This is a genomic window from Desulfosporosinus sp. SYSU MS00001 (assembly GCF_049943955.1).
GTDB lineage: Bacteria > Bacillota > Desulfitobacteriia > Desulfitobacteriales > Desulfitobacteriaceae > Desulfosporosinus.
In genome coordinates, this window is the sequence record NZ_JBNFTW010000008.1 from 75,741 (window position 1) to 97,728 (window position 21,988).

At 42.7% G+C, this 21,988-nt stretch carries 19 protein-coding genes and 1 riboswitch; of the genes, 5 read left to right on the forward strand and 14 right to left on the reverse strand.

Going from position 1 to position 21,988, the window contains the following annotated elements; translation table 11 throughout:
* The first annotated feature begins 226 nt into the window (after positions 1–226).
* Genes ACPUYX_RS14850 through ACPUYX_RS14860 form a run of 3 tightly spaced genes read left to right on the forward strand, consistent with a single transcriptional unit; the run spans position 227 to position 2,827 of the window.
* Positions 227–1,252, forward strand: a complete 1,026-nt coding sequence (locus ACPUYX_RS14850) for an ABC transporter substrate-binding protein (RefSeq protein ID WP_426380412.1) — start codon at positions 227–229, stop codon at positions 1,250–1,252.
* Positions 1,253–1,292: 40 nt separating this feature from the next.
* Positions 1,293–2,087 carry an ABC transporter permease gene (locus ACPUYX_RS14855; RefSeq protein WP_426380413.1) on the forward strand — a complete coding sequence of 265 codons (795 nt, stop codon included), beginning with the start codon at positions 1,293–1,295 and terminating at the stop codon, positions 2,085–2,087.
* The gene (locus ACPUYX_RS14860) at positions 2,072–2,827 is read left to right on the forward strand and encodes an ABC transporter ATP-binding protein (RefSeq protein WP_426380414.1); all 756 of its coding nucleotides are present in this window, start codon (positions 2,072–2,074) and stop codon (positions 2,825–2,827) included. Before ACPUYX_RS14855 ends, ACPUYX_RS14860 begins: the two co-directional genes overlap by 16 nt.
* A gap of 118 nt (positions 2,828–2,945) precedes the next feature.
* On the opposite strand, the gene ilvD is transcribed toward ACPUYX_RS14860, so the two are convergent.
* From ilvD to ACPUYX_RS14880, 4 genes are all read right to left on the reverse strand, one after another.
* Positions 2,946–4,607, reverse strand: coding sequence for a dihydroxy-acid dehydratase (gene ilvD / locus ACPUYX_RS14865; protein ID WP_426380415.1), 1,662 nt, complete (start codon positions 4,605–4,607; stop codon positions 2,946–2,948).
* 308 nt (positions 4,608–4,915) lie between these two features.
* Entirely contained in the window at positions 4,916–5,602 is a 687-nt protein-coding gene (locus tag ACPUYX_RS14870) for a FadR/GntR family transcriptional regulator (RefSeq protein ID WP_426380416.1), read from the reverse strand.
* Between the two features lie 67 nt (positions 5,603–5,669).
* A complete protein-coding gene (locus tag ACPUYX_RS14875; protein WP_426380417.1) occupies positions 5,670–6,029 on the reverse strand; it encodes a YkgJ family cysteine cluster protein in 360 nt (119 codons plus the stop codon).
* Positions 6,030–6,076: 47 nt separating this feature from the next.
* A complete protein-coding gene (locus ACPUYX_RS14880) occupies positions 6,077–7,228 on the reverse strand; it encodes a metallophosphoesterase (protein WP_426380418.1) in 1,152 nt (383 codons plus the stop codon).
* 99 nt (positions 7,229–7,327) lie between these two features.
* Positions 7,328–7,518: riboswitch (cobalamin riboswitch) on the forward strand.
* A 117-nt stretch (positions 7,519–7,635) separates the two neighbouring features.
* Between ACPUYX_RS14880 and ACPUYX_RS14885 the strand changes: the two genes are divergently transcribed.
* Together ACPUYX_RS14885 and ACPUYX_RS14890 are read left to right on the forward strand one after the other, a co-directional pair.
* Entirely contained in the window at positions 7,636–8,658 is a 1,023-nt protein-coding gene (locus ACPUYX_RS14885; RefSeq protein WP_426380419.1) for a HoxN/HupN/NixA family nickel/cobalt transporter, read from the forward strand.
* 42 nt (positions 8,659–8,700) lie between these two features.
* Positions 8,701–9,429, forward strand: coding sequence for a precorrin-6A/cobalt-precorrin-6A reductase (locus tag ACPUYX_RS14890; RefSeq protein WP_426380420.1), 729 nt, complete (start codon positions 8,701–8,703; stop codon positions 9,427–9,429).
* A 196-nt stretch (positions 9,430–9,625) separates the two neighbouring features.
* On the opposite strand, the gene ACPUYX_RS14895 is transcribed toward ACPUYX_RS14890, so the two are convergent.
* The 10 genes from ACPUYX_RS14895 to gltB form a co-directional block, all read right to left on the reverse strand.
* Positions 9,626–9,925, reverse strand: a complete 300-nt coding sequence (locus tag ACPUYX_RS14895) for an SHOCT domain-containing protein (RefSeq protein WP_426380421.1) — start codon at positions 9,923–9,925, stop codon at positions 9,626–9,628.
* 61 nt (positions 9,926–9,986) lie between these two features.
* The gene (locus tag ACPUYX_RS14900; protein ID WP_426380422.1) at positions 9,987–10,214 is read right to left on the reverse strand and encodes an SHOCT domain-containing protein; all 228 of its coding nucleotides are present in this window, start codon (positions 10,212–10,214) and stop codon (positions 9,987–9,989) included.
* A gap of 475 nt (positions 10,215–10,689) precedes the next feature.
* Positions 10,690–11,406 (reverse strand): gamma-glutamyl-gamma-aminobutyrate hydrolase family protein, encoded by a 717-nt coding sequence (locus tag ACPUYX_RS14905; protein ID WP_426380423.1) that lies wholly within the window; start codon positions 11,404–11,406, stop codon positions 10,690–10,692.
* Between the two features lie 81 nt (positions 11,407–11,487).
* Positions 11,488–11,838, reverse strand: coding sequence for a type II toxin-antitoxin system PemK/MazF family toxin (locus ACPUYX_RS14910; RefSeq protein ID WP_014825820.1), 351 nt, complete (start codon positions 11,836–11,838; stop codon positions 11,488–11,490).
* Complete coding sequence (locus tag ACPUYX_RS14915) at positions 11,835–12,113, reverse strand: CopG family ribbon-helix-helix protein (RefSeq protein WP_047810879.1); 279 nt, start codon at positions 12,111–12,113, stop codon at positions 11,835–11,837. Before ACPUYX_RS14915 ends, ACPUYX_RS14910 begins: the two co-directional genes overlap by 4 nt.
* A gap of 248 nt (positions 12,114–12,361) precedes the next feature.
* Complete coding sequence (locus ACPUYX_RS14920; protein WP_426380424.1) at positions 12,362–13,144, reverse strand: type 1 glutamine amidotransferase; 783 nt, start codon at positions 13,142–13,144, stop codon at positions 12,362–12,364.
* A complete protein-coding gene (locus ACPUYX_RS14925) occupies positions 13,141–14,547 on the reverse strand; it encodes a MurT ligase domain-containing protein (protein ID WP_426380425.1) in 1,407 nt (468 codons plus the stop codon). The genes ACPUYX_RS14920 and ACPUYX_RS14925 overlap by 4 nt, the downstream gene beginning before the upstream one ends.
* A 467-nt stretch (positions 14,548–15,014) precedes the next feature.
* Complete coding sequence (locus tag ACPUYX_RS14930; RefSeq protein WP_426380426.1) at positions 15,015–15,272, reverse strand: hypothetical protein; 258 nt, start codon at positions 15,270–15,272, stop codon at positions 15,015–15,017.
* A 437-nt stretch (positions 15,273–15,709) separates the two neighbouring features.
* Positions 15,710–17,191 (reverse strand): glutamate synthase subunit beta, encoded by a 1,482-nt coding sequence (locus tag ACPUYX_RS14935; protein WP_426380427.1) that lies wholly within the window; start codon positions 17,189–17,191, stop codon positions 15,710–15,712.
* Between the two features lie 29 nt (positions 17,192–17,220).
* Positions 17,221–21,783 carry a glutamate synthase large subunit gene (gene gltB / locus ACPUYX_RS14940; protein WP_426380428.1) on the reverse strand — a complete coding sequence of 1,521 codons (4,563 nt, stop codon included), beginning with the start codon at positions 21,781–21,783 and terminating at the stop codon, positions 17,221–17,223.
* Positions 21,784–21,988 lie beyond the last annotated feature (205 nt).

Here is a 21,988-nt window from a genome sequence, read left to right on the forward strand (position 1 = left end):
GACTCTACCCCACCTGAAGTTAACGCAGACGAGCCTATCGCCAAACTGCAGCTCATCATGCTACCCCCGCAGTATGGATTGGCGGAGTGTCTCTGAGCCAAGGACGATAAGACTAAAATACCCCTAAATATAGATATTTATCCAAATTTTATCTGGATTATCGATGAATTAATGCTATTATTGAACTAGTGCCTTTAAGAACAAAGGCATAAAACAACGAAGTAGGATGGTGATTACTACGGTTCGGTCTAAATCCATAGTTATAATTCTCTTAAGCTTTCTCTTTCTTGTAAGCGCAACAATTCTCAGCGGCTGTTCCGCTGCGAAACAAACGACAAGCAGTACCACCGCGAAAAAGCCCCAAGTAATCAATGCCTCGTATGTCAGTCGGCCTATTAACGTTCCATCTATTGTCGCCAAGAATAAACAGCTTTTTGAACAAGAGTTTTCTAAAGACGGCATTAAGTTTCAGTGGCACGATCTTTCCGACCCGAGCAATCAACTGGAAGCCCTGGCCTCCAAGTCTCTTGATTTCGCCAATAGTCTCAACTATGTCTCGGTAATTTTAGCAAAAGCTCACGGGAATGACCTTAAAATTATTTCCGCCTATTCCCGCTTTCCCAAAGGAATCAGTCTTGTTGTCAACCCTCAGGAAAACATTAAGACAATTCAAGACCTCAAAGGGAAAAAAATTGCTCTGCAAAAAGGAACCATGCTGCATGAGATGTTAATTAGAGCCCTGGCGCAGGCAAACTTAACTGCTGAAGATCTGGAAATTGTCGACATGGATTCTACTGCGGGAGCGGCTGCATTAGCCTCAGGTCAGGTCGATGCCACCATACTTCCGGAACCCCTGCTCACCAAGGCTGTTGCGGCCGGCAAGGCAAAGAAATTAATCTCTGCCGAAGGCTTAATCCCAGGCTTATCCGTTATTGCCGTACGCAGTGATTTTGCAGCATCCTATCCAGATATTGTTAAACGCTATTTAGCCATCCATCAATCCTCGCTTGATTGGACCCAATCCCATCTTAGCGATGCCTTGGCACTTGCCGCCAGTGAAAACAAAATGGGCCTCCCGGCTGTGAAGGCTCTATACCCTGAATTTTCCTTCGCCATGAGTCTTGATCAAGTAAAAAGCGATTTGTTAAAATCCGCAGAATTTTTGCAGAGCCAAGGAATGATTAAACAGAATGTTGATCTCAATAAACTTGTTAATGATTTAGTAGATCCAAACTTCCTGCCCGCCAAGTGATGAATCTTCATTCCCTTCATCCAGAGGAGACCGATTTGCTATGACTGACGTCTTAAAAAAAACAATTAGGGCCTTGCTGCTCCCCTTTGTCCTTGTTCTTGTTTGGGAATTATTCAGTCAGATGGGCTGGCTCAATAGTTACCTTCTTCCCCCTCCCTCCGGAATTATGGACCAGCTTTTTGCCCTTGCCCATAATGGGACGTTGTTAAACCATTTAAGCGCTAGTCTCTACCGCGTTGGCTGCGGTTTTGGTCTGGCGTTTTGTCTTGCCCTTCCCTTAGGCTTCTTGTTAGGTCTGATACCTAGAGCCCAAGATTACTTATCTCCCTTCTTAAACTTCTTGCAGCAGATTCCTGCTATCGCCTGGATACCCATGTTCATTCTTTGGTTAGGGATTGATGAAACATCTAAAATCTCCATCATCACCTATTCCGGTTTCTTTCCCATATTTTTGAACACTATGCACGGTATTTCCAACACAGACTCTAAACTGAAAGAGGTAGCTTCAACCTTCGGTCTCTCACCCTGGCAAATTATTGTCAGAGTCTATCTCCCCTCTGCTGCTCCTTCTGTCTTTGTAGGAATGAGACTTGGTCTGAGCTTTTGCTGGCGTTCATTGGTTGCTGCAGAACTTCTTGGGGCCTCCAAGGGAATTGGTTACCTCATTCAGGAAGGACGAGAATTAGCTCAACCCGATCTAATGCTTGCGGGAGTCTTGATGATTGGGGTCACCGGCCTATTTTTGGATTTTGTATTTTTACGTCTGGAAAAGACGCTCTTACCCTGGCGGGATACGCAAGAGAGACGAGAGGTACCCAAATGGCAGCCTTTCTAAAACTCAAAGAAATCAGCAAGGATTATACAATAGGTTCCAAACGAATCCGGGCCTTAAGGGACCTTAGCTTTGAAGTTACCTCCGGTGAACTGATTTGCATTATTGGCAAAAGCGGCTGTGGAAAAACAACCCTTCTCAGGATCATCGCTGGGCTGGAAAAACAAACTTCAGGAGAGATCATTCTTAATGGCCAGGATCTTAAGGATACGGGAAGGGAACGAGGAATGGTGTTCCAAGAACCCCGCCTATTTCCTTGGCTGACCTTAGAGGCGAATATTGCCTTCGGCATAAGAGGGCGTATGTCTAGGGAATCAGAATATAAAACTGTTGCTGACCTCATGGAAATGGTTGGACTTAAGGGGTTTGCCAAAGCTTGGCCCAGCCAATTATCGGGCGGTATGGCTCAAAGGGCCGCTATTGCCCGCGCCCTGGCAGTAGATCCCGCGATCTTACTCTTAGACGAACCCTTCTCAGCCCTCGATGCCCTGACTCGCACTAAACTCCAGACAGACTTCCTTCATTTGTGGCAAAGAACTCAGAAGACTTGTATCCACGTTACCCATGATGTGGATGAAGCGTTAACTCTCGGCCAGAAAATCATAATCATGCATTCAAATCCAGGCAGAGTCGGGGACGTCATTTCTTTGCCTTTTCCTTATCCACGCTCTCTGGAAAACCTAGAACTCAGAGCCATAAAAGAACGCATATTATCTCTGTTTATTGCTGATTCTGCTGACTAACAAAAAAGCTTGACAAAATATGCCTGACCCCTGTCTAATTAACGTTGTAAAAGGGTATTAAAAAGCAACCAACAAGTCGCTTAAGGCGATCTGCTGGTTGCTTTGCCTTTATTTGTGCTTATTGCTTAGGAAGTTCTAAAACCGCGCCTCTGTTGCCGGAAGTAACCATTCCGGCATAACGAGCCAGGAATCCGGTCGTGATTTTGGGTTGTCTCGGCACCCATTTCGCTCTGCGCTTTGCCAGTTCATCCTCACTCAGGTTGACGTTAATTTTATTGGCCATAATGTCAATTTGGATAATGTCTCCGTCCTCGATTAAAGCGATATTCCCTCCAACTGCCGCTTCAGGAGATACGTGACCGATAGCTGCCCCTCGCGTTGCACCACTGAAACGTCCATCCGTAATCAAAGCAACACTTTCGCCAAGTCCACTTCCCATAATAGCAGAGGTGGGATTTAACATTTCCCGCATTCCCGGGCCACCCTTCGGTCCCTCGTAACGAATGACAACCACATCGCCGGCAACAATCTTACCCGTTGTAATGGCGAGCATTGCGTCCTCTTCGCAATCAAACACTTTAGCCGGCCCTTCATGTTTCAACATATCAGGAGCCACTGCGGAACGTTTGACAACACAAGAATCCGGAGCCAGGTTACCTTTTAAGACAGCAATCCCTCCTGTCTTGCTATAGGGATTTTCAGCGGGCCTGATGACCTCTGTATTCTTGTTTATGCAGCCATCAATATTCTCGCCAACAGTCTTACCTGTACAGGTGATCAAATCCGTTTTGAGCAAGCCGAGTTTGTTAACTTCATTCATTACCGCATAAATGCCGCCCGCCTCATGAAGTTCTTCAATGTAGGTATGCCCGGCAGGTGCAAGATGGCAGAGATTCGGAGTTCGGTCACTAATTTCATTAGCGATATCTACGTTTAATTTAATGCCGCATTCATGGGCAATGGCCGGAAGATGCAGCATACTATTCGTACTGCAGCCCAGAGCCATATCGAGGGTCAGGGCATTTCTAAAAGCATCTTCGGTCATAATGTCTCTCGGCCGAATATTCCTTTTTAGGAGCTCCATAATCTGCATCCCGGCATATTTTGCAAGCTGAATCCTCTCAGAATAAACCGCCGGGATCGTCCCATTGCCACGAAGTCCCATCCCCAATACTTCTGTTAAACAGTTCATGCTGTTAGCGGTATACATTCCGGAACAAGAGCCACAAGTCGGGCAAGCTTTATTTTCATATTCCAGTAATTTTTCCTTGGAAATTTTCCCTGCTTGAAATTCACTAACGGCTTCCGAAACGCTTGAAAAACTTGTTTTCTGCCCATCAACAATTCCTGCCAACATTGGCCCGCCGCTGACAAAGATAGTCGGTATATTCAACCGAGCTGCAGCCATTAATAACCCGGGAACGTTCTTATCACAGTTTGGAACCATAACCAAAGCATCAAAGGCATGAGCCAGGGTCATCGCTTCAGTAGAATCAGCGATTAATTCTCGAGTGACAAGGGAGTACTTCATTCCTTGGTGTCCCATGGCAAGCCCATCGCAGACAGCAATTGCCGGGAAAACCAGAGGAGTACCTCCGGCCATAGCGACACCCAGCTTTACAGCATCTACAATCTTGTCCAGATTCATATGCCCCGGAACGATATCATTCTTCGAACTGACAATACCAATTAGCGGCCTTTCCATTTCCTCATTAGTCAAACCTAGGGCATGAAACAAGGCCCGATGAGGCACAGTCGTTGTTACTGCATCACTATTCATTTTGAACACCTCTCTCTTTTAGGTTGTTTAACATCATTATATCTTGCGTGATGTCTAATGTCTATTGATGAAATAATACTACTCAAAAATTCTTTTTGTCTAACCTTAAGTAAACTCGTTCAACTAGAGTTAAACATCAGAGTTGCGGTGACGAAAGTTTCTTGTGGACACTTACTCTGAAATCGCCTAATGCTATCGCGCTGAAGAATGGTCTCTACCCCCAACAAAGCAAGGTATGAGAACAACTCCCACTTGAAGTGGGAGTCTTACGATTGGATAAATCTCAAAGTACAAATTCGAAAATAAGTTTAATCTTCAACAAATCCAAAACCTCTCATGGCATGAATAATATGCAGCTTCATAGCAGTTTTGGCTCCCTCAGCATCACGAGCTGCTAAAAATTCCATAATCATGCGATGATCATTTAGCGTATTGCGAACCATTTCTTCATTGGTATCCGACAAAGGGACCCCTTTGTTGATAGCTTGGTAAAGAACCGGCATCAGTTGATTCATAAACTCATTATGGGTCGCTTTAGCAATGGCCTGATGAAAGGCCTGTTCAACTTCAGTTCGATCTTCTTTTTTTATGATCAGTTCTTCTTCTAACTTGCCATAATACAAAATTCGCTCAAGTTCTTTATCAGTCGCACGTTTTGCAGCATAATAAGCCGATTGCGGTTCAAAAATAAGCCGCATTTCGTAGAGATCTTGGATATCTGGTTTAAATGCGGAAAGCTCCTTTAATCCATAAGCCTTATTTAAATCCAGGTTATCTTTGACATAAGTTCCCTTACCACGCTGGATTTCCAAGACATTATGAGCGATTAAGATGCGAATAGCTTCTCGCAGTGTCGTACGACTCACTTGTAATTTACCCGCAAGCTCATTCTCATTGGGAAGCTTATCCCCTATTGAAAATTTTTTGTCGATAGTAATCATTGCCAGAATGTCTTCCGCGACATCCTCCGCTAAGCTTCTGCCATCCCTAGCCATCGTCTGCCTCCTTTTCAGAGAAATCGGTCATCTTGCCGAGAAACTTCGTTCAAAAGATAGCCGCTGCCTAATTCAGCAGTAAATCAAAGTCCTTCCAGGTAAAATCCACCGACAAAATACCGATAGGATCTTCAGTAACAACCCAGTTTAAATCTTTAGAAGCTTCCGGCTTTCTAAAACAAATTAAATTCTTATAATGTCCAAAGGCACGGCATATGGAAGGCCTCGCTTTATGAATACCGCAAATATCCTTATCCAGATCATAGAAAATGCAAGTTCCAAAATAACGCTTTTGCTTTTTTAGCTCAGATCGTCTTACCTCAGGCATTAACTTAAGAGCTGTTTTTATGGACCTAAGATCTTGTATTGTGATGGGAACAGGACCACAGCATAATCCCCTACACTCTTTACAGGGCAAACTTTCCATATAGCAACACCACCTAACTATATGCGCTATTATTTTTAACGACCGGACTACTTAAACTTAATCGTGATATCTACAATTTCGGGTGTATTTCCCAACCTAATCGGCGGACCCCAGGTTCCATATCCTGAGGAAACGATGAGTTGAAAGTTTCCTTTTTTAAGGTAGCCCCAATCGTCTTCAAAAATTCGACGGGTAATTAAGCGAATCGGAAACAACTGTCCTGCATGAGTATGACCTGACAGCTGTAGATCAACCCCTTGCTGAACTGGTTCCTCCAATTGTAATGGTTGATGATCCATAACAATAATAGGCAGAGAATGATTAACTCCCTGGAGCAAGGTTTGCAGAGATTTTCTCTGAACCCCATTATAGCGAGATCCGGATCGATCATCCCTTCCAACTAAATAGAAACTTCCATCAATTTCCTGACTGCTGTCCTTCAATACTCTTACACCGGCTGCATCCAAATATTTGGCAGCTTCTTCAGCATTTCCTCCAATATACTCATGATTGCCCAACACCGCAAAGGCCCCGTACTGGGCTTTTAGTTTTTCGAAGGCCTCCGTCATTTCCTGCTTATTAACCGCTTCAACATTCTCGTCAAATACGTCTCCAGCAAACAATACCAGGTCAGGATGCAATTGATTGATCATTCCAACCATCTTGGTCAGATAACTATTATGGATAATCGTTCCGAGATGAATGTCCGATACCATCACAACATGCAATTGTTTTAGAGATCCCGCCTGTTTGGCTATTGTAATATCATAATGATTTATCCGCGGGTTTCGCGCATTCCAGGCTCCGAAGCCTACAATTCCCAGCACAAGAACGAAGATTGCCAATCCAAAAGCAGGATTTAGGCTTTCCTTCAGAGGAATAAGATGAAAAATATGGTTTACTAAACGCAAGAGATCTATGGCAGCAATGATTAATAAAAAGTAAAACATAAAGGCCATCCAATAGGCCCCAATTAGATTTAAGCCTTCGTAAAGCCCCTGAGGCAGAAATTTTTGCAGAAAGCGGGCAATTAAATAGGACAATGAAATCAGCGCAAAGACAAACCAATAGGCTTTAAAAGGAATAAAGGGAATATAACTAAATAAAGCCTGCCAGCCACGCAGGCCGATATAATAATTAATCCCTCCATAGACAAGAAAAAAAACAATTCCTATTAAGATGAAAAATGGATTAAACATTTGAACACTTCCACCCCCGATTTTATAACTATAACACATGGTTTACATTTAATGAACTTACTGTACAAAATCACTTCATTCATGTTATTATTAGAATAAACTAAATAGTTAAGAACAAGTGATCCCTTCCTGAGGGAAAAGGATTGAAAAGGAAAGTCAGTTAAAAGCTGACGCGGTGCCCGCCACTGTAAAAGGGAATCAATTCACACAATGTCACTGGGACAAACCTGGGAAGACGTGAGTTGATAATGATCTTGAGCCAGGAGACCTGCTTATTCTTAAGCCAAACTGCCTACGGGAATGTTAGGGGGTATATATTTGTATTATCTTTAAGCCCTTCTCTTAGCAGAAGGGCTTTTGGTTTTGTCTGAGATCATAATTACTTCACGGGTTAGGAGAGAGGGCCTATGAATAACTCCGCCAAAGGTATTTGGAATCGTCATCGCTGGCTTCCTTATGGTGTTTCTGTCACCGGTATACATTTTCTGGGCATAATCATGCTGTTGTTAAATTTAAAACAATTTCCTCAGTTACTGGGATTTGCTTTTCTCGCTTATACCTTAGGCCTGCGTCATGCCTTTGATGCGGATCATATTGCAGCTATTGACAATACAGTGCGCAAAATGATCCAACAAGAAAAAGACCCTATGGGAGTCGGTTTTTTCTTCTCGATTGGTCATTCAACCGTTGTCTGTATCATGTCCATTATTACTGCTGTTTCTATGCATTGGGCACAACAAAACATCCCTCAAATACAAAATTTCGCCAGCATAATAGGGACCGCAGTTGCCGGAGGATTTCTTTTGCTTATAGGGTTGTTTAACCTTTACATTTGGTTTGATATCTTTGGCTTTTTTAAGAAAATGCGTCAAGGCGAATTTGATGAAGAAAACCTTGATGAACTCTTATTGAATCGAGGATTCGTAACCCGTTTTTTTAAACCTCTCTATCGATTTATAAATAAAAGTTGGCATGTTTATCCTTTAGGCTTTCTCTTCGGGCTTAGTTTTGATACAGCTTCGGAAGTTGCATTACTCGCCATTTCTGCTACACTCGGTACTAAAGGCATGCCCATGACAGCAATTCTTTCTTTGCCTGTTATATTTGCAGCAGGCATGAGTTTGATGGATACAGCAGACGGGGTTTTTATGACGACAGCATATCATTGGGCATTTTCTACCCCTCTGCGTAAAATTTATTATAATCTTTCGGTTACAGGTTTATCGGTTATTGCCGCCCTAGTTATTGGGATTATTGAACTCGCGCAAATACTGTCAACCAAGCTGGGTTACCATAGCAATTTTTGGGTCTGGGTCCAAAGTCTCAACTTTGGTTCTATCGGCTACATACTTGTCAGCCTTTTCGTTATTACTTGGGCAGTTTCTTATATCGTATGGAAGGTCATGGATTTGGAAAATTGCCTGAACTAATTGCCCCTTCAAGCTATTGCTCACTAACGGAGGTTAACAAACATGATTGTTCTTTTGGGGGAATCTCCAGCAGCACGTGAATTGAATACGCAGTTAACGGCTAGAAACATTGATGTTATTCAGAGACAATACTGGTCTGAAGAAACTCCCTTACCGTCTCATCCTGCATTAGTTGTTGATGCCAGTCACCCTTCTATGAGTACTAAATTCAGTTCTTTGCGACGCTGGTGCGAGGAACTGAACATTCCTTTTATCCGCTTAGAGCGACCAGAAACTAAAGTTCCCTCCAGCCCCTTAATTTTTCCTGTCTATGATTGGGAAGAAGCACTGGCCCTGCTTGAACAACGTATTAATACCTTGCGCAAGCAAAAAGGCCATACAATTACCGTCTTTATTACGACAGGCAGCCACCAGCTTCAAACAATTACCACTAGTTCTTTTGCCCAATCAGTGCGTCTCGTGGCGAGAATTTTACCCGAAGGACATTTAGTGCAAAAATGTCGGGAAGCTGGTTTGCATCCCCGGGATATTGTAGCTATGCAAGGTCCATTTTCCAAAGAAATTAATAAAGCCCTTTTTAAGTTTTACGGCGCGGATATTGTTCTTACACGAGACAGCGGTCTTGCCGGAGGAACAGACACAAAGATCTCAGCAGCTTTAGAGCTTGGTTTAGATATTGTTCTGGTCAGAAAAGCCAAAACCAATAATGGTTTAACCGTAAACAGCCCTCAAGAGCTTCTTAATTGGCTGGATCAAAAACTTCCCAGCTAAGAGCTCAGCAAACATATTAATCACAACTTTTGAATCTGTAAAGAAAGCTCTGTTTCTCAAAAGTTATCATTTCTGACAGAATAACAAATCGGTCTGCCAATGATTGTCCATCAGCAGGCCGATTTGTTATATGAGTCTTCTTTTTGTTAAACGGTTTCTTGTTTAGTGCCATGATAATGGTAATACTAACCCGCTACTAACGGCTTTCCAGATCTTGTTTTCTGCTTTGGAATTCAGTGGAATCAATCTCTCCTCGTGCATAACGTTCACGCAGTATATCCAGAGCGCTATTATGGGTGCTAAATCCTTGTGACTGAACTCTTGACCTACTGCGGCGGAAGAGATAGACAGCCAGCAAAATAATAACGACTCCAAATATCAAGGGCATGAAAAAGCCCATCATTCCCATCCCATAGCCGCCATAACCACCATAGCCTCCGTAACCATAACCACCATTACCCCAACCGCCCATCATGCGTCCCCAACCACTCATCATGTAAATTCCCCCTTCAAATTCAATACATTAAAATAATTATTTCCAATATGAACTCAAAATCTTATTCCTGATTGGCTTTTTCAAGAGAAACTGTTTGTTTGCGCCCGCTTAGCCCCGCTTTACGTTCAAAATACTCCTCTCGATTAATCTCACCGCGTGCGTAGCGTTCATCCAAGATATCCAGAGGATTACGGGTATGGGCGGTATGATGCCCCCCAAACAGCCCTCCGGAATATGATTCTTTATAGATAAAATAAGCAATAATCAACAAAATTATTAAGCCAAACATCGTTAATCCCCCTTTATAATTTAGGCCTAAGCTATACTTAAACTGAATCCTATGCATTTTAGTCTCGATTTTATCTTGCCCAATTTCCCTTCTTTAACAACTAAGCCTTTAATTTGTTTTACTTGTTTTCAGCCCTCCTCAAATTTGTAGCCTTTTTCCTTTTAAGACTTAGGAATATTTAGCGGTTTCTATGACTTAAGTTTAAACGTTTAATACGATATTCTCGTGAAAAACTTGTGAATTTCTTATGAATAAAAATTCGTTTGACAATGTAACTAATCTGCTTTAAACTATGCAAGAGCTGACATTGAGTTTGCGTTGTAAAACGCATCCGAAAATGGGAAAAGTGCCTGCTATGGACGGCAAGCTAATAGCTTGTTTGCCAGGTATTTTTCGAAAATGAGAGAGGGAAGCAATGCTTCCCTCTCTCATTTTCGAAAAATATCTCATTACCTTATCTCTTTTTAACAAATCCCTATTTGGCAATACATGCTTCAATAAATCCGCGAAATAGAGCACGACTATGTTTCTCAGTTTCAGGCATACTTTCTGGATGCCATTGAACTCCCAAGCAAAATTTGGCGGCTGTCTTTTCAATTCCCTCGATGATACCATCTACCGCCTGGGCATTAACCTGAAAGCCTGGAGGAATTTCACAGACGGCTTGGTGATGGAGACTATTGACATCGATGTCCGTTTCTTTCAACAGCGTAAAAAGCAAAGACGTTTGCTTTATTTCAATACTATGCCATGTGTATTGACGGGGCGCAGTTTGTTTATGTTGGATTGCTTCCGGATATTGACTTGGAATATCCTGATAGATTCTCCCCCTGGCCGCAACTGCTAAAACCTGAATTCCTCGGCAAATTCCTAAAAGAGGCAAATCCAGCTGCAAAGCCGCTTCCGTCAACAGCAGCTCGCTAAAATCCCTCTCTGGAAAGCAAGCTCCAATTCCTCGCTGAGGATCTTCTTTTAAATAAGTAGGAGAAATGTCTCCCCCACCTGTTAATAACAAGCCATCAATAAAATCTAAGACCTCTCGGCTTTCTTCGCCATTCTGAACCGGCGGCAGAATAATCGGAGTTCCTCCAGCGTTTCGAATGCTTTCAACATAAAAGGCCCGCGGAAACATCTTTAATTCTTCAGAATAATGTGCAGCAGTAATCCCTATCACAGGTCGTTGTCTTCCCATTATTCTTAATCTCCCCTCTAAGAATACAAAAACAGCGTCGGTTCATCGCCGCTACGCTGCCTCGTGTTCAAAAAAAATGTTCTATATATCAGCCAACCCTAGACTAATCTCAATAGCTTGATCCACCCTAAGCATCACTTCTTCATCGAGAACTGTCACTTTCTCCTTCAGGCGACTTTTATCGATGGTTCGAATTTGTTCGGTAAGAATGACGGAGTCTCGCTCTAAACCACTGCGCCGAGCTCTTACTTCAACATGTGTAGGTAACTTTGCCTTTGCTATTTGTGATGTGATCGCGGCAATTATTGTGGTCGGGCTGAATTGATTCCCTATGTCGTTTTGAATCACGAGGACCGGACGAGTTCCTCCCTGTTCAGAGCCGACAACGGGGTTAAGTTCTGCGTAATAAATTTCCCCGCGCTTTATGATCATCTCCGACACTCCACCATCGATTCTTCATAGTACTCTAACACTTCTTGTTCCGTTGAGAACAGTTCTCTTGCTATCGACAGATTCAACTGCGCCATTTCGATATAACCTTTGCGCATTTGTTCCTGAATTCCTTTTTTTCGACGTTCATGAAGAATGCTGTTGAGTGCTTCTCGGATAAATTCACTGCGATTACGTTTCTCCACTGTGACGATTCCGTCCACTTCTGCGAGCAAACTCTCCGGCAAACTGATCATAATCCGCTTACTCTCTGCCACATTAGCACCCCCAAGTCTTTTAGCCAAAGCTATACTCTATTATAGACAATAATACAAAAAAGTGTCAACGAACTTGATGAGTAATTAAGCTAAATCACCGCGAAAATAGCATCATTTTGGCATGTAAATTATGGTAAACCATGACATTAAGCAATTTTTGCTAATAAATCATTGAATCTATAGATAGTATACCAGTATAGCAAGCTTGATATACTCATTTTTGTTCAAAATCGATGATCTGCCGAAATCTATGCTTGCTTCAAAAGTTTATTAACCATTGTTTTATGGGCAAGGGTTTCCAAATAATCATCAAGTTCTGTCAAGCAACTGTCAAAACCTCGTCTAATCAGGGCAAGCTGCAGTAAAAGATCCGTAAGATGTGGATTCTTCGGCAAGAGAGGGCCGTGCAGATAGGTACCGAAAACATTACGGTATCGAACCCCTTCCGTCCCATCCTGGTCATTGTTGCCGTGGCCCACCGAAACTTTTCCCAATGGGCTAACCCCTTTGCCAAGATACGTTTTGCCTGAGTGGTTTTCAAAACCGACTAATGTCCTCAATTTAAGCTCAGAATTATTCCGGACAAAATTGTCCTCTGGGTCAATTTCCAAAGTGGTTGGGGGTAATTCAGCAACAACATTTCCGATTAAACGTTTAGTACCGGCAATTGTCCAAAGATCAAGTATTCCTAATCCGGGAATTTTCTCTCCACTGGCCATTTGATAATAGTTCCCCAGCATTTGATATCCGCCGCAAATACCTAAAACTACCAGGCCATGTTCAATTGCTTGGCGAAGGTCATTTTCTCTGCGCATTAAATCCTGCACAAGTATACCTTGTTCCCGGTCTGAGCCCCCTCCGAGAAAAAGAATATCCATCCCCGTAAAATCAAGGCTTTCTCCTAAGGAAACTTTTTGGATTTCGGGTTCAATCCCTCGCCAACGACAGCGTGCAGCTAAGGCTAAAATATTACCTCGGTCTCCATAAAGATCGAGCAAATCCGGATAAAGATGACAAATCGTTAGCTTCATGTTCTAGCCCCCTCCTTCCGGGTTCTGTCCTCAATTACTGTCAAGCCTGCTTTCTGCTGTTGTTCGGCCAATAATTCACGCAGAGTAAAAAGCAAGGTGTATGTAGGCAATATGAAAACTGCCTCATCTCCCTGACGGCCTTGCTGCAGGGAATTGACAGCCGCAGGTAAGGAATGTTCAATTACAAGTTTCTCTTCAGGAATTCCCGCATATTTAAGCCGCAGGGCCATATCCTCTGCGCGAAGTCCGCTGCAAATTATATGTTGTATCCGTTCCTCCCGCGTTCCTAATCGTTCAAAGTCAACATCCCAAAGCCAAGAGATATCCCGACCATCAGCTGCTAAATCATTAATTCCTATCATAATCCTTAATGGCTTGTCCGCACTAAGAATCGTTTGGATAACTTGGTTAAACCCTGTTGGATTCTTAACAAGAGTTAAGGTAACCTCTCCTCCAGTGAGGACGAAGCGTTCCATACGCCCGGCTTGAGGAATAAACTCTCGTAATCCTTTAGCAATCAGACCATCCTCTATTCCAAGCTGGCGCGCTGCAGTTAGCGCGGCTAAAGCATTATAGAGATTATAATAACCTTGCAAGGAGGTAGAAAAGGCAACGGCATCCACCTGAAAGTTTAGCAGATCGTCCTCGGCTAAGACATTCTGCGCTAAAACATGTGGCTCGGGGCGATGAAATCCGCACCCTTGGCAGTGATAGATACCCAACTGCCCATAATGAAAGAGGGAATATTTAAGTTCAATACCACACGCAGGACAAAACTTAGCTTCCCTGGTTTCATGACTCTCAAGACAACTATCAGGTGTTGATTCAACACCATAAAAGCAGGTTCGCGCAGAACCCGATCCAAATTGAGCCACTAGTGGATCATCGGCATTAAGAATGAGTAGGGTTTCTGGAGATAATGATTCCTTTACCAAATGCACAGTAGTATCTAATTCACCATATCGATCGAGCTGATCACGAAAGAAATTTGTCACAATTGCCAAACTGGGAGTTACTTGTTCACAAAACTTAGGCACAGTGGCCTCATCAACCTCTAACAAAGCAAGCTTGGTTCTTGAGGAACCATTCCATTGAGTGTTCTGCAGCAAAGCGCCGGTAATACCTGTAACAAGGTTTGCTCCGGCTTGATTAAAGGCAAAAGATTTTCCCGCCTCGCGCAAAATACTTGCTAATAGATTAGCCGTAGTTGTTTTACCGTTAGTACCGGTGACAATCACGATTCCTTCCGTATAGGAGGCGGATAAATGTTTCATAATCTCCGGGGCAATCTGCTGGGCGATTTTCCCTGGTAATGTTGTTCCCTTTTTTCCGCTGATTTGCAAACCTATTGTGATGAGTTTACCTACCCACAAGGCAACCCAAAAACGCCATGTCCGTTTCATAGTTACTCCTTTAATTGTTGTCCTATTCATTTTAGCACGCTTATTTGTATTATCAACCAAAATGATATCCCGGCAAACATTTTCAGTGAACTCATTCAGAAGAAGCTAAACATAAGGGCTTCGCAATAAAGAACGTATACAGCCTAAAGTCATACTCTCTGCTCAGGAAAATGAATTTTCCATAGATCAGTGATGCCGCTTAACGATAGAGGTCCGATAGTGTAAAAAGGGAATTGCAACAAACAAAAATGAGTTTGTTACAATTCCCTCGTTGCTCAACAAACAATATAATTATAATATAACTACGATTACTATGCAGCCAGCTTTTAGGCTTTATGTATTTATAGTTCTATGTGTTTATAGTTCTATGTGTTTATAGTTCTATGTGTTTTGTGATTATGTGTTATGTATCAATATATTATTGCGTATTTTGTATTTCCTTTGAACTTTAAATATCTTTTAGCAACTTAAAACGCTTTAAAACCATTAATACTCTGATTTACTAACATATCTAACAATGGGCCCAAAACGAAACTGAGAAACAAGCGAAATCCTTCAGCAAGCACCAAAGTCACGCCAAATCTTAAGAGGATTCTCCTGAACCGGGACGTCGAACGGCGTAAGATTCCGTCATAATCCAGGACTCCAGCAGCACCCCAACCAAGTATCAGGCAAAGCATGAAAAAAACATAACTCATCCAAGTTGTCAGATCCAAAGAGGCCATGACACTCCCCCCTTGCCAGAACATATGTGTCAGCTAAGAGTTTTATACCGGTAAAAACCTTATTTAAGGCTGTATACCCAACAATTCTCCCTCCCTTAAATGGCTTTGGGATAATTCTTAACTAAATCAATTTTGTATCGGCGCTGCGAGCCCCTTCAACAGTTCCGATAGCCGCCGCCGAATTTCCCACAAGAACATAATTCATTCACCGTTACCTCCTCTTTCCCCTCAAAGACTCATAAGTAAGATAAGAACCTTGTAAACCCTAATCTTCTATTTCTATTATTCAAGGTGATGATTTATGAATTTATGAATTTATGAATCAATAATAAAAAATAAAAAACCCCAAACTAATTTTCAGTCTGGGGGAAAATGTTATTGAACAATTAATAGTCCGCGGCCATACGGATGTTTGTTGGTAAGTGCATAAAAATTTTCTATATGACGCTTTTGCCCATGAGATATTTATCAACTTCTCGAGCAGCAAGCTTACCTTCCTGGATTGCCCAAACAATGAGACTCTGACCTCTTCTCATATCACCTGCGGTAAAGACCTTCTCTACATTCGTCTCAAAAACCTCGTAATCCGCTTTCACATTACTCCTGGAATCCCTCTCCAGTTTTAGTTCGGCGGGAATGGTATCTTCCGGACCCAAAAAGCCCATAGCCAGAAGTACGATGTCAGCTTTCCACACTTTCTCACTGCCTGGCACTTCCTGAGGCACCATTCTTCCAGAATCATTCTTAACCCAGGTGATCTCTACAGTATGAACCTCTTTGACTTCTCCATTCTCATTCCCAACAATTTTTTTAGTCGAAATGAGATAATTTCTAGGGTCCTTTCCATAGAGATTTATGGCCTCTTCCTGACCGTAATCAACTTTAAGCTTAAGCGGCCATTCCGGCCATGGATTTGATGCTTCTCTGCGTTTTTCAGGAGGTTCAGGCATAATTTCGAATTGCTGAACGCTCTTGCAGCCGTGTCGCAGGGAGGTGGCCACACAGTCGGTCCCTGTATCCCCTCCGCCAATGATAATAACATCCTTGTCTTTAGCGTTTATATAGCTGCCGTCTTGGAGCTTGGAATCAAGAAGACTCTTGGTATTTGCTTTCAGGAAATCTACCGCATAGTAAACTCCCCTTAAATCATTGCCCTCAACATTAAGTCCCCTTGCTTTGGTAGCCCCAGCACAGAGTACAACCGCATCATATTGGTTCACGAGTTCCTGAGCAGGGATATCTTTGCCTATCTCAGTATTCAACACAAATTGAATTCCCGAAGCCTTCATCAACTCAAGACGCCGTTCCACGACCCGTTTATCAAGCTTCATGTTGGGAATGCCATACATCATCAGTCCGCCGGCCCTGTCGTTCCTTTCATAGACGGTTACATCATGTCCAACAGCATTTAAATAATAGGCTGCCGACATTCCTGACGGCCCAGAGCCGACAATGGCAATCTTCTTTCCTGTCTTTTTAGCGTTTTTAGGGCGAACCCATCCTTCTGCGAAAGCCCTTTCAATAATTTCATACTCAATACTATTAACGGTCACAGGTTCCAGGATATAGCCTTCTGTGCAAGCGCCTTCACAAGGTGCCGGGCAGACTCTTGAAGTGAATTCCGGGAAAGGGCTGGTGCGCGTCAGTCTTTTATAGGCCTCTTCCCATTGACCTTTATAAACCAGCTCATTCCACTCAGGAATAAGATTATGCAAAGGGCACCCTGAAGCCATTCCGTTGAGCAGAACTCCGCCCTGACAGAAAGGGACTCCGCAATTCATACATCTCGCTCCCTGAGTTTTAATAACCTCAGAGTCCTGATGAAGCCGCATTTCCTCCCAGTCTTTAATTCTGTCTTCAGGAGAACGTTTTTTTGGATTTATTCTTTCATACTCTAAAAACCCAGTCGCTTTTCCCATTGTAAGTCCCACCTTAATCATATAGTCCTTTAATTTTTAAAATGCTCTTCGAACGCTGCCATCAAGGCTTCTTCACCGTTTAAGCCCGCCTTGTGAGCCTTATCAATGTTTTGAAGCATACGTTTGTAATCTTTAGGTATTACTTTGGTGAATCTCTGAGCATAACCTGTCCAATCCAGAAGAATCTTCTTGCCTAAGGGGCTGCCGGTGTACTCAACATGTTTTTCAATCATTCTCTTGATTTCATTCATTTCTTCCTCAGATTCGATCGTTTCCAGTAACACCATCGATTTATTACAGTATATTTCGTCAAAGTCCAGAATATAGGCTACCCCGCCGGACATCCCTGCCGCAAAGTTCCTTCCTGTTTTACCTAGGATAACGGCTTTACCGCCTGTCATATATTCACAGCCATGATCGCCTACTCCCTCAACAACTGCTTTAACCCCGCTGTTTCTTACACAGAATCTTTCCCCGGCGATCCCATTGATATAGGCTTCTCCCGAAGTAGCTCCATATAAGGCCACATTGCCGATCAGGATGTTTTCTTCAGGCTGAAAGTTTGACGCTTTGGGGGGGTAAACGATAATTTTACCGCCGGAAAGACCTTTGCCTAAATAGTCGTTGGCATCCCCTTCCAACTCTAAGGACATACCCTTAGGAATAAAGGCTCCAAAGCTTTGACCGGCCGAACCCACAAAGGTTAATTTGATTGTATCTTCCGGCAGCCCGTTTTCACCATATCTCTTGGAGATTTCACTTCCAACAATGGTTCCAACAACCCTGTCAACATTATTGATCTTTAATTTAGCCCGAATCGGCTTCTGGTTTTCCAACGCAGGTTTGCACATTCTGAGGAGCTTTTTAATATCCAGCGATTTCTCCAGCATATGATTCTGCTTTTGCGTATTAAACCGACCAACATCAGCCCCGGCATAGGGTTGATAAAGAATTTGAGACAAATCAAGATTAGCGGCTTTCCAATTTTTTATAATCTCTTTGGTCTTTAGTCTGTCCGTGCGTCCGACCATTTCGTCAACAGTCCTAAAGCCTAGTTTCGCCATAATTTCACGCATTTCTTGAGCAACAAAACGCATAAAGTTTTCAACGTATTCTGGCTTACCGTTAAAGTTTTTCCTTAATGTTTTATCCTGAGTTGCGATTCCGACGGGACAGGTGTTAAGATTGCACACTCTCATCATGACACATCCGATAGCGATAAGAGGTGTCGTCGAAAATCCATATTCTTCGGCCCCAAGCATAGCCGCGATCACAACATCCCTGCCAGTAAGCAGCTTGCCGTCAGTTTCAACAACTACCCTGTCTCTCAGCTTATTGAGTACTAAGGTTTGATGAGTCTCAGCCAATCCCAGTTCCCAGGGAAGACCTGCATTTTTGATACTGGTTCTTGGGGAGGCTCCCGTCCCTCCATCATAACCGCTGATCAGAATGACGTCTGCTTTTCCTTTTGCCACCCCGGCAGCAATAGTTCCAACGCCAACTTCCGAAACTAGCTTGACACTAATTCGTGCCTCTTTGTTGGCATTCTTCAAATCATGGATCAGCTCAGCCAAATCTTCGATAGAATAAATATCATGATGGGGGGGCGGTGAAATAAGATCAACACCCGGCGTAGAATGTCTGACTTTGGCTATCTCCGGATAAACCTTGCGTCCCGGAAGTTGGCCGCCTTCACCGGGTTTAGCTCCCTGAGCCATTTTTATTTGAATTTCTTTAGCATTAGCAAGATAGTTGCTGGTCACACCGAAACGTCCTGAGGCAACCTGTTTGATAGCACTGTTCTTGGAGTCGCCATTAGGCAACATCGTAAACCGTTCGAGATCCTCTCCGCCCTCACCGGTGTTGCTTTTCCCGCCCAGCCTATTCATGGCAATGGCTAAACATTCGTGTGCTTCTTTACTGATAGAACCGTAGGACATCGCCCCGGTCTTAAACCTTTTGACAATGGAATCAACAGATTCTACTTCTTCAACAGGAATTGTATCTCCAGAATTCACTTTAAAGTCAAGGAGATTTCTTAAGGTATAAATTCCCTCTTCAGTAATCTTTTTCGAGAAATCCTTATAAAGAGGGTAGTTCCCTTCCCGGCATGCTTTCTGAAGCGTATAGATTGTTTCCGGGTTGTAAAGATGGATTTCTCCATCATCCTTACACTGAAAGTACCCGCCAACTTCAAGAGTATCCGTGTAAGGGGAGTTTTCAAGATAAGCACTTTCATGCCGCATCTGATTTTCTAAAGCAATTTCTTCCAAACCAATTCCTTCAATTCTTGAAGGAGTGGATGTGAAATACTTTTCGATAAGATCCTTTCTCAGACCCACTGCCTCAAAAATCTGAGCGCCGTGATAACTTCGCATCGTAGAAATGCCCATCTTGGTGAGGACTTTGAGAATACCCTTGACAGAAGCCTTGATATAGTTCTTTTTAGCTTCTTCATAACTCAGTCCATCCAATAAACCTCTCTCAGCAAGATCCTCAAGAGTCTCGTAGGCGAGATAGGGGTTAATGGCCGTAACACCATAGCCAATTAAAGTACAGAAATGATGAACTTCCCTGGGTTCACCTGATTCAAGGACAATACCGATATTGGTCCTTATTTCTTTGCGAATCATATGATGGTGAAGTCCGGAGGACGCTAAAAGAGCAGGAATAGCAGCAAATTCTTTACTAACCCCTCGGTCAGAGAGAATAATAATATTAGCTCCTTCACTGATTGCTTGATCAGCTTTCCGGAAGACTTTATCCAAAGCCTTATCCATAGCTTTTGAGCCCTCGGAAACATTATATAATATTGAAATGGTTACTGCTTTTAACTTGTCATTATTAAGAGCCTTAATTGTATTTAACTGTTCATTGGTTAAGATGGGATGTTCCAAGGCCAGGCTGGCAGAGTTTCTTTGGTCCGGATCCAATAGGTTTCCTGTATCCCCAAGCAGAATACTGGCGGAAGTAATAATCTCTTCACGGATACCGTCAATTGGAGGATTAGTAACCTGAGCAAACAGTTGTTTGAAATAAAAATATAACATTTGCGGTTTCTCAGATAACACTGCCAGAGGAGAATCCATGCCCATTGCCCCCACGGGGTCAACACCTTGGATCGCCATAGGCTCCATAGTTTTGGTAAGATCCTCAAAGGTATAGCCAAAAGCTTTCTGGAGTTTAATCAGGTTCTCCGATACCTTTTCTTCCTCTGTCTTTACAACGGGCAAATCACTGAGCCGAACGATATGACGTTCATTCCATTCTTTATATGAATGTAAAGACGCCACACCGCTTTTAATTTCTTCATCCGAGATAATTCGTTTCGCTTCTGTATCAATAAGCAGCATCTTTCCCGGTTCCAGGCGGCCTTTATATTTTACATTTTCTGGTTTAATGTCTATGACTCCCACTTCAGAAGCCAGGACTACCTTATCATCATTTGTTACGTAATAACGCGAAGGCCGAAGACCGTTTCTATCCAGAACACCGCCAACTATGACACCATCCGTAAACGCCATTGCAGCCGGACCATCCCAGGGTTCCATGAGAAAGTCATTAAACCTGTAAAAATCCTTTTTCTTCTCTGACATTAAATCATTCTTTTCCCATGGTTCGGGAATCATCATCATCACCGAATGCGGAAGCGATCTTCCGGTGAGATGGAGAAATTCAAGACTATTGTCAAACATCGCCGAGTCACTGCCAGATTCATCAATAATAGGAAATACTTTAGAAAGATCGTCAAATAGTGGAGAATCGATACATTTCTGTCTCGCCTTCATCCAGTTAACATTGCCCCGAATGGTATTGATTTCTCCGTTGTGAACGAGATACCGATTGGGATGGGCCCTCTCCCAGCTTGGAAACGTATTGGTGCTAAACCGCGAATGGACCATAGCCAAAGCCGAGGCAAAATCCAGATCCGAAAGATCAAGATAAAAATTTCTAAGTTGTTCTGCCGTAAGCATGCCTTTATAGACGATGGTCTTCGAGGAAAGACTGGCGATATAAAACGTTCCGCCCTTATCCTCACACATCGGAACGATAACTTTTTCTGCCCGTTTTCTAATAACGTAAAGTTTCCGTTCAAAATCCATTTGATCCGTGATTGCTGAATCCTTAGCTATGAAAACCTGAATAAATCTAGGCATAACAGCCTTTGCTCCTTCACCGATAGTCGTCATATCGATGGGAACTTCTCTCCAGCCTAAAATTCTTTGACCTTCTTCTAAAACAATCTTTTCAAAGGTTTCCATCTGAGTTTTTCGAAAGTCTTCGTATTTATGAGCAAAAATCATACCTACGCCATAGCTGCCTTTTGCCGGCAAATCAAAGCCCAGAACCTCACATTCTCTTTTGAAGAAATCATGAGGAATCTGGATTAAGATCCCTGCGCCGTCGCCGGTATTTTCATCGGCACCGCTTGCCCCTCTGTGGCTTAAGTTTTCCAGAACTTTTAAAGCCTCTTCAACGATGGTATGAGACTTCTCCCCTTTGATATTAACAACGAATCCCATACCGCATGCATCATGTTCTAAAGCGGGATCATAAAGGCCCTGCTTATTTGGTAAATGATAGTTTTGCATAATACCCACCCTTTATGGACTTCAATTTAATTAATTAATAATTTTAACATAAAATGTTCAATAGAATCATTACAGTTTTAAGAAAAATTGTTAGTACTATATAACAATCCTTACCTAAGTGTAATTTATATTTTAGCATATTCAAGTCATTAGAATAACCCATAATTTTTTATGTATTATGTATTTTTATTGAAACTTTGTTTTT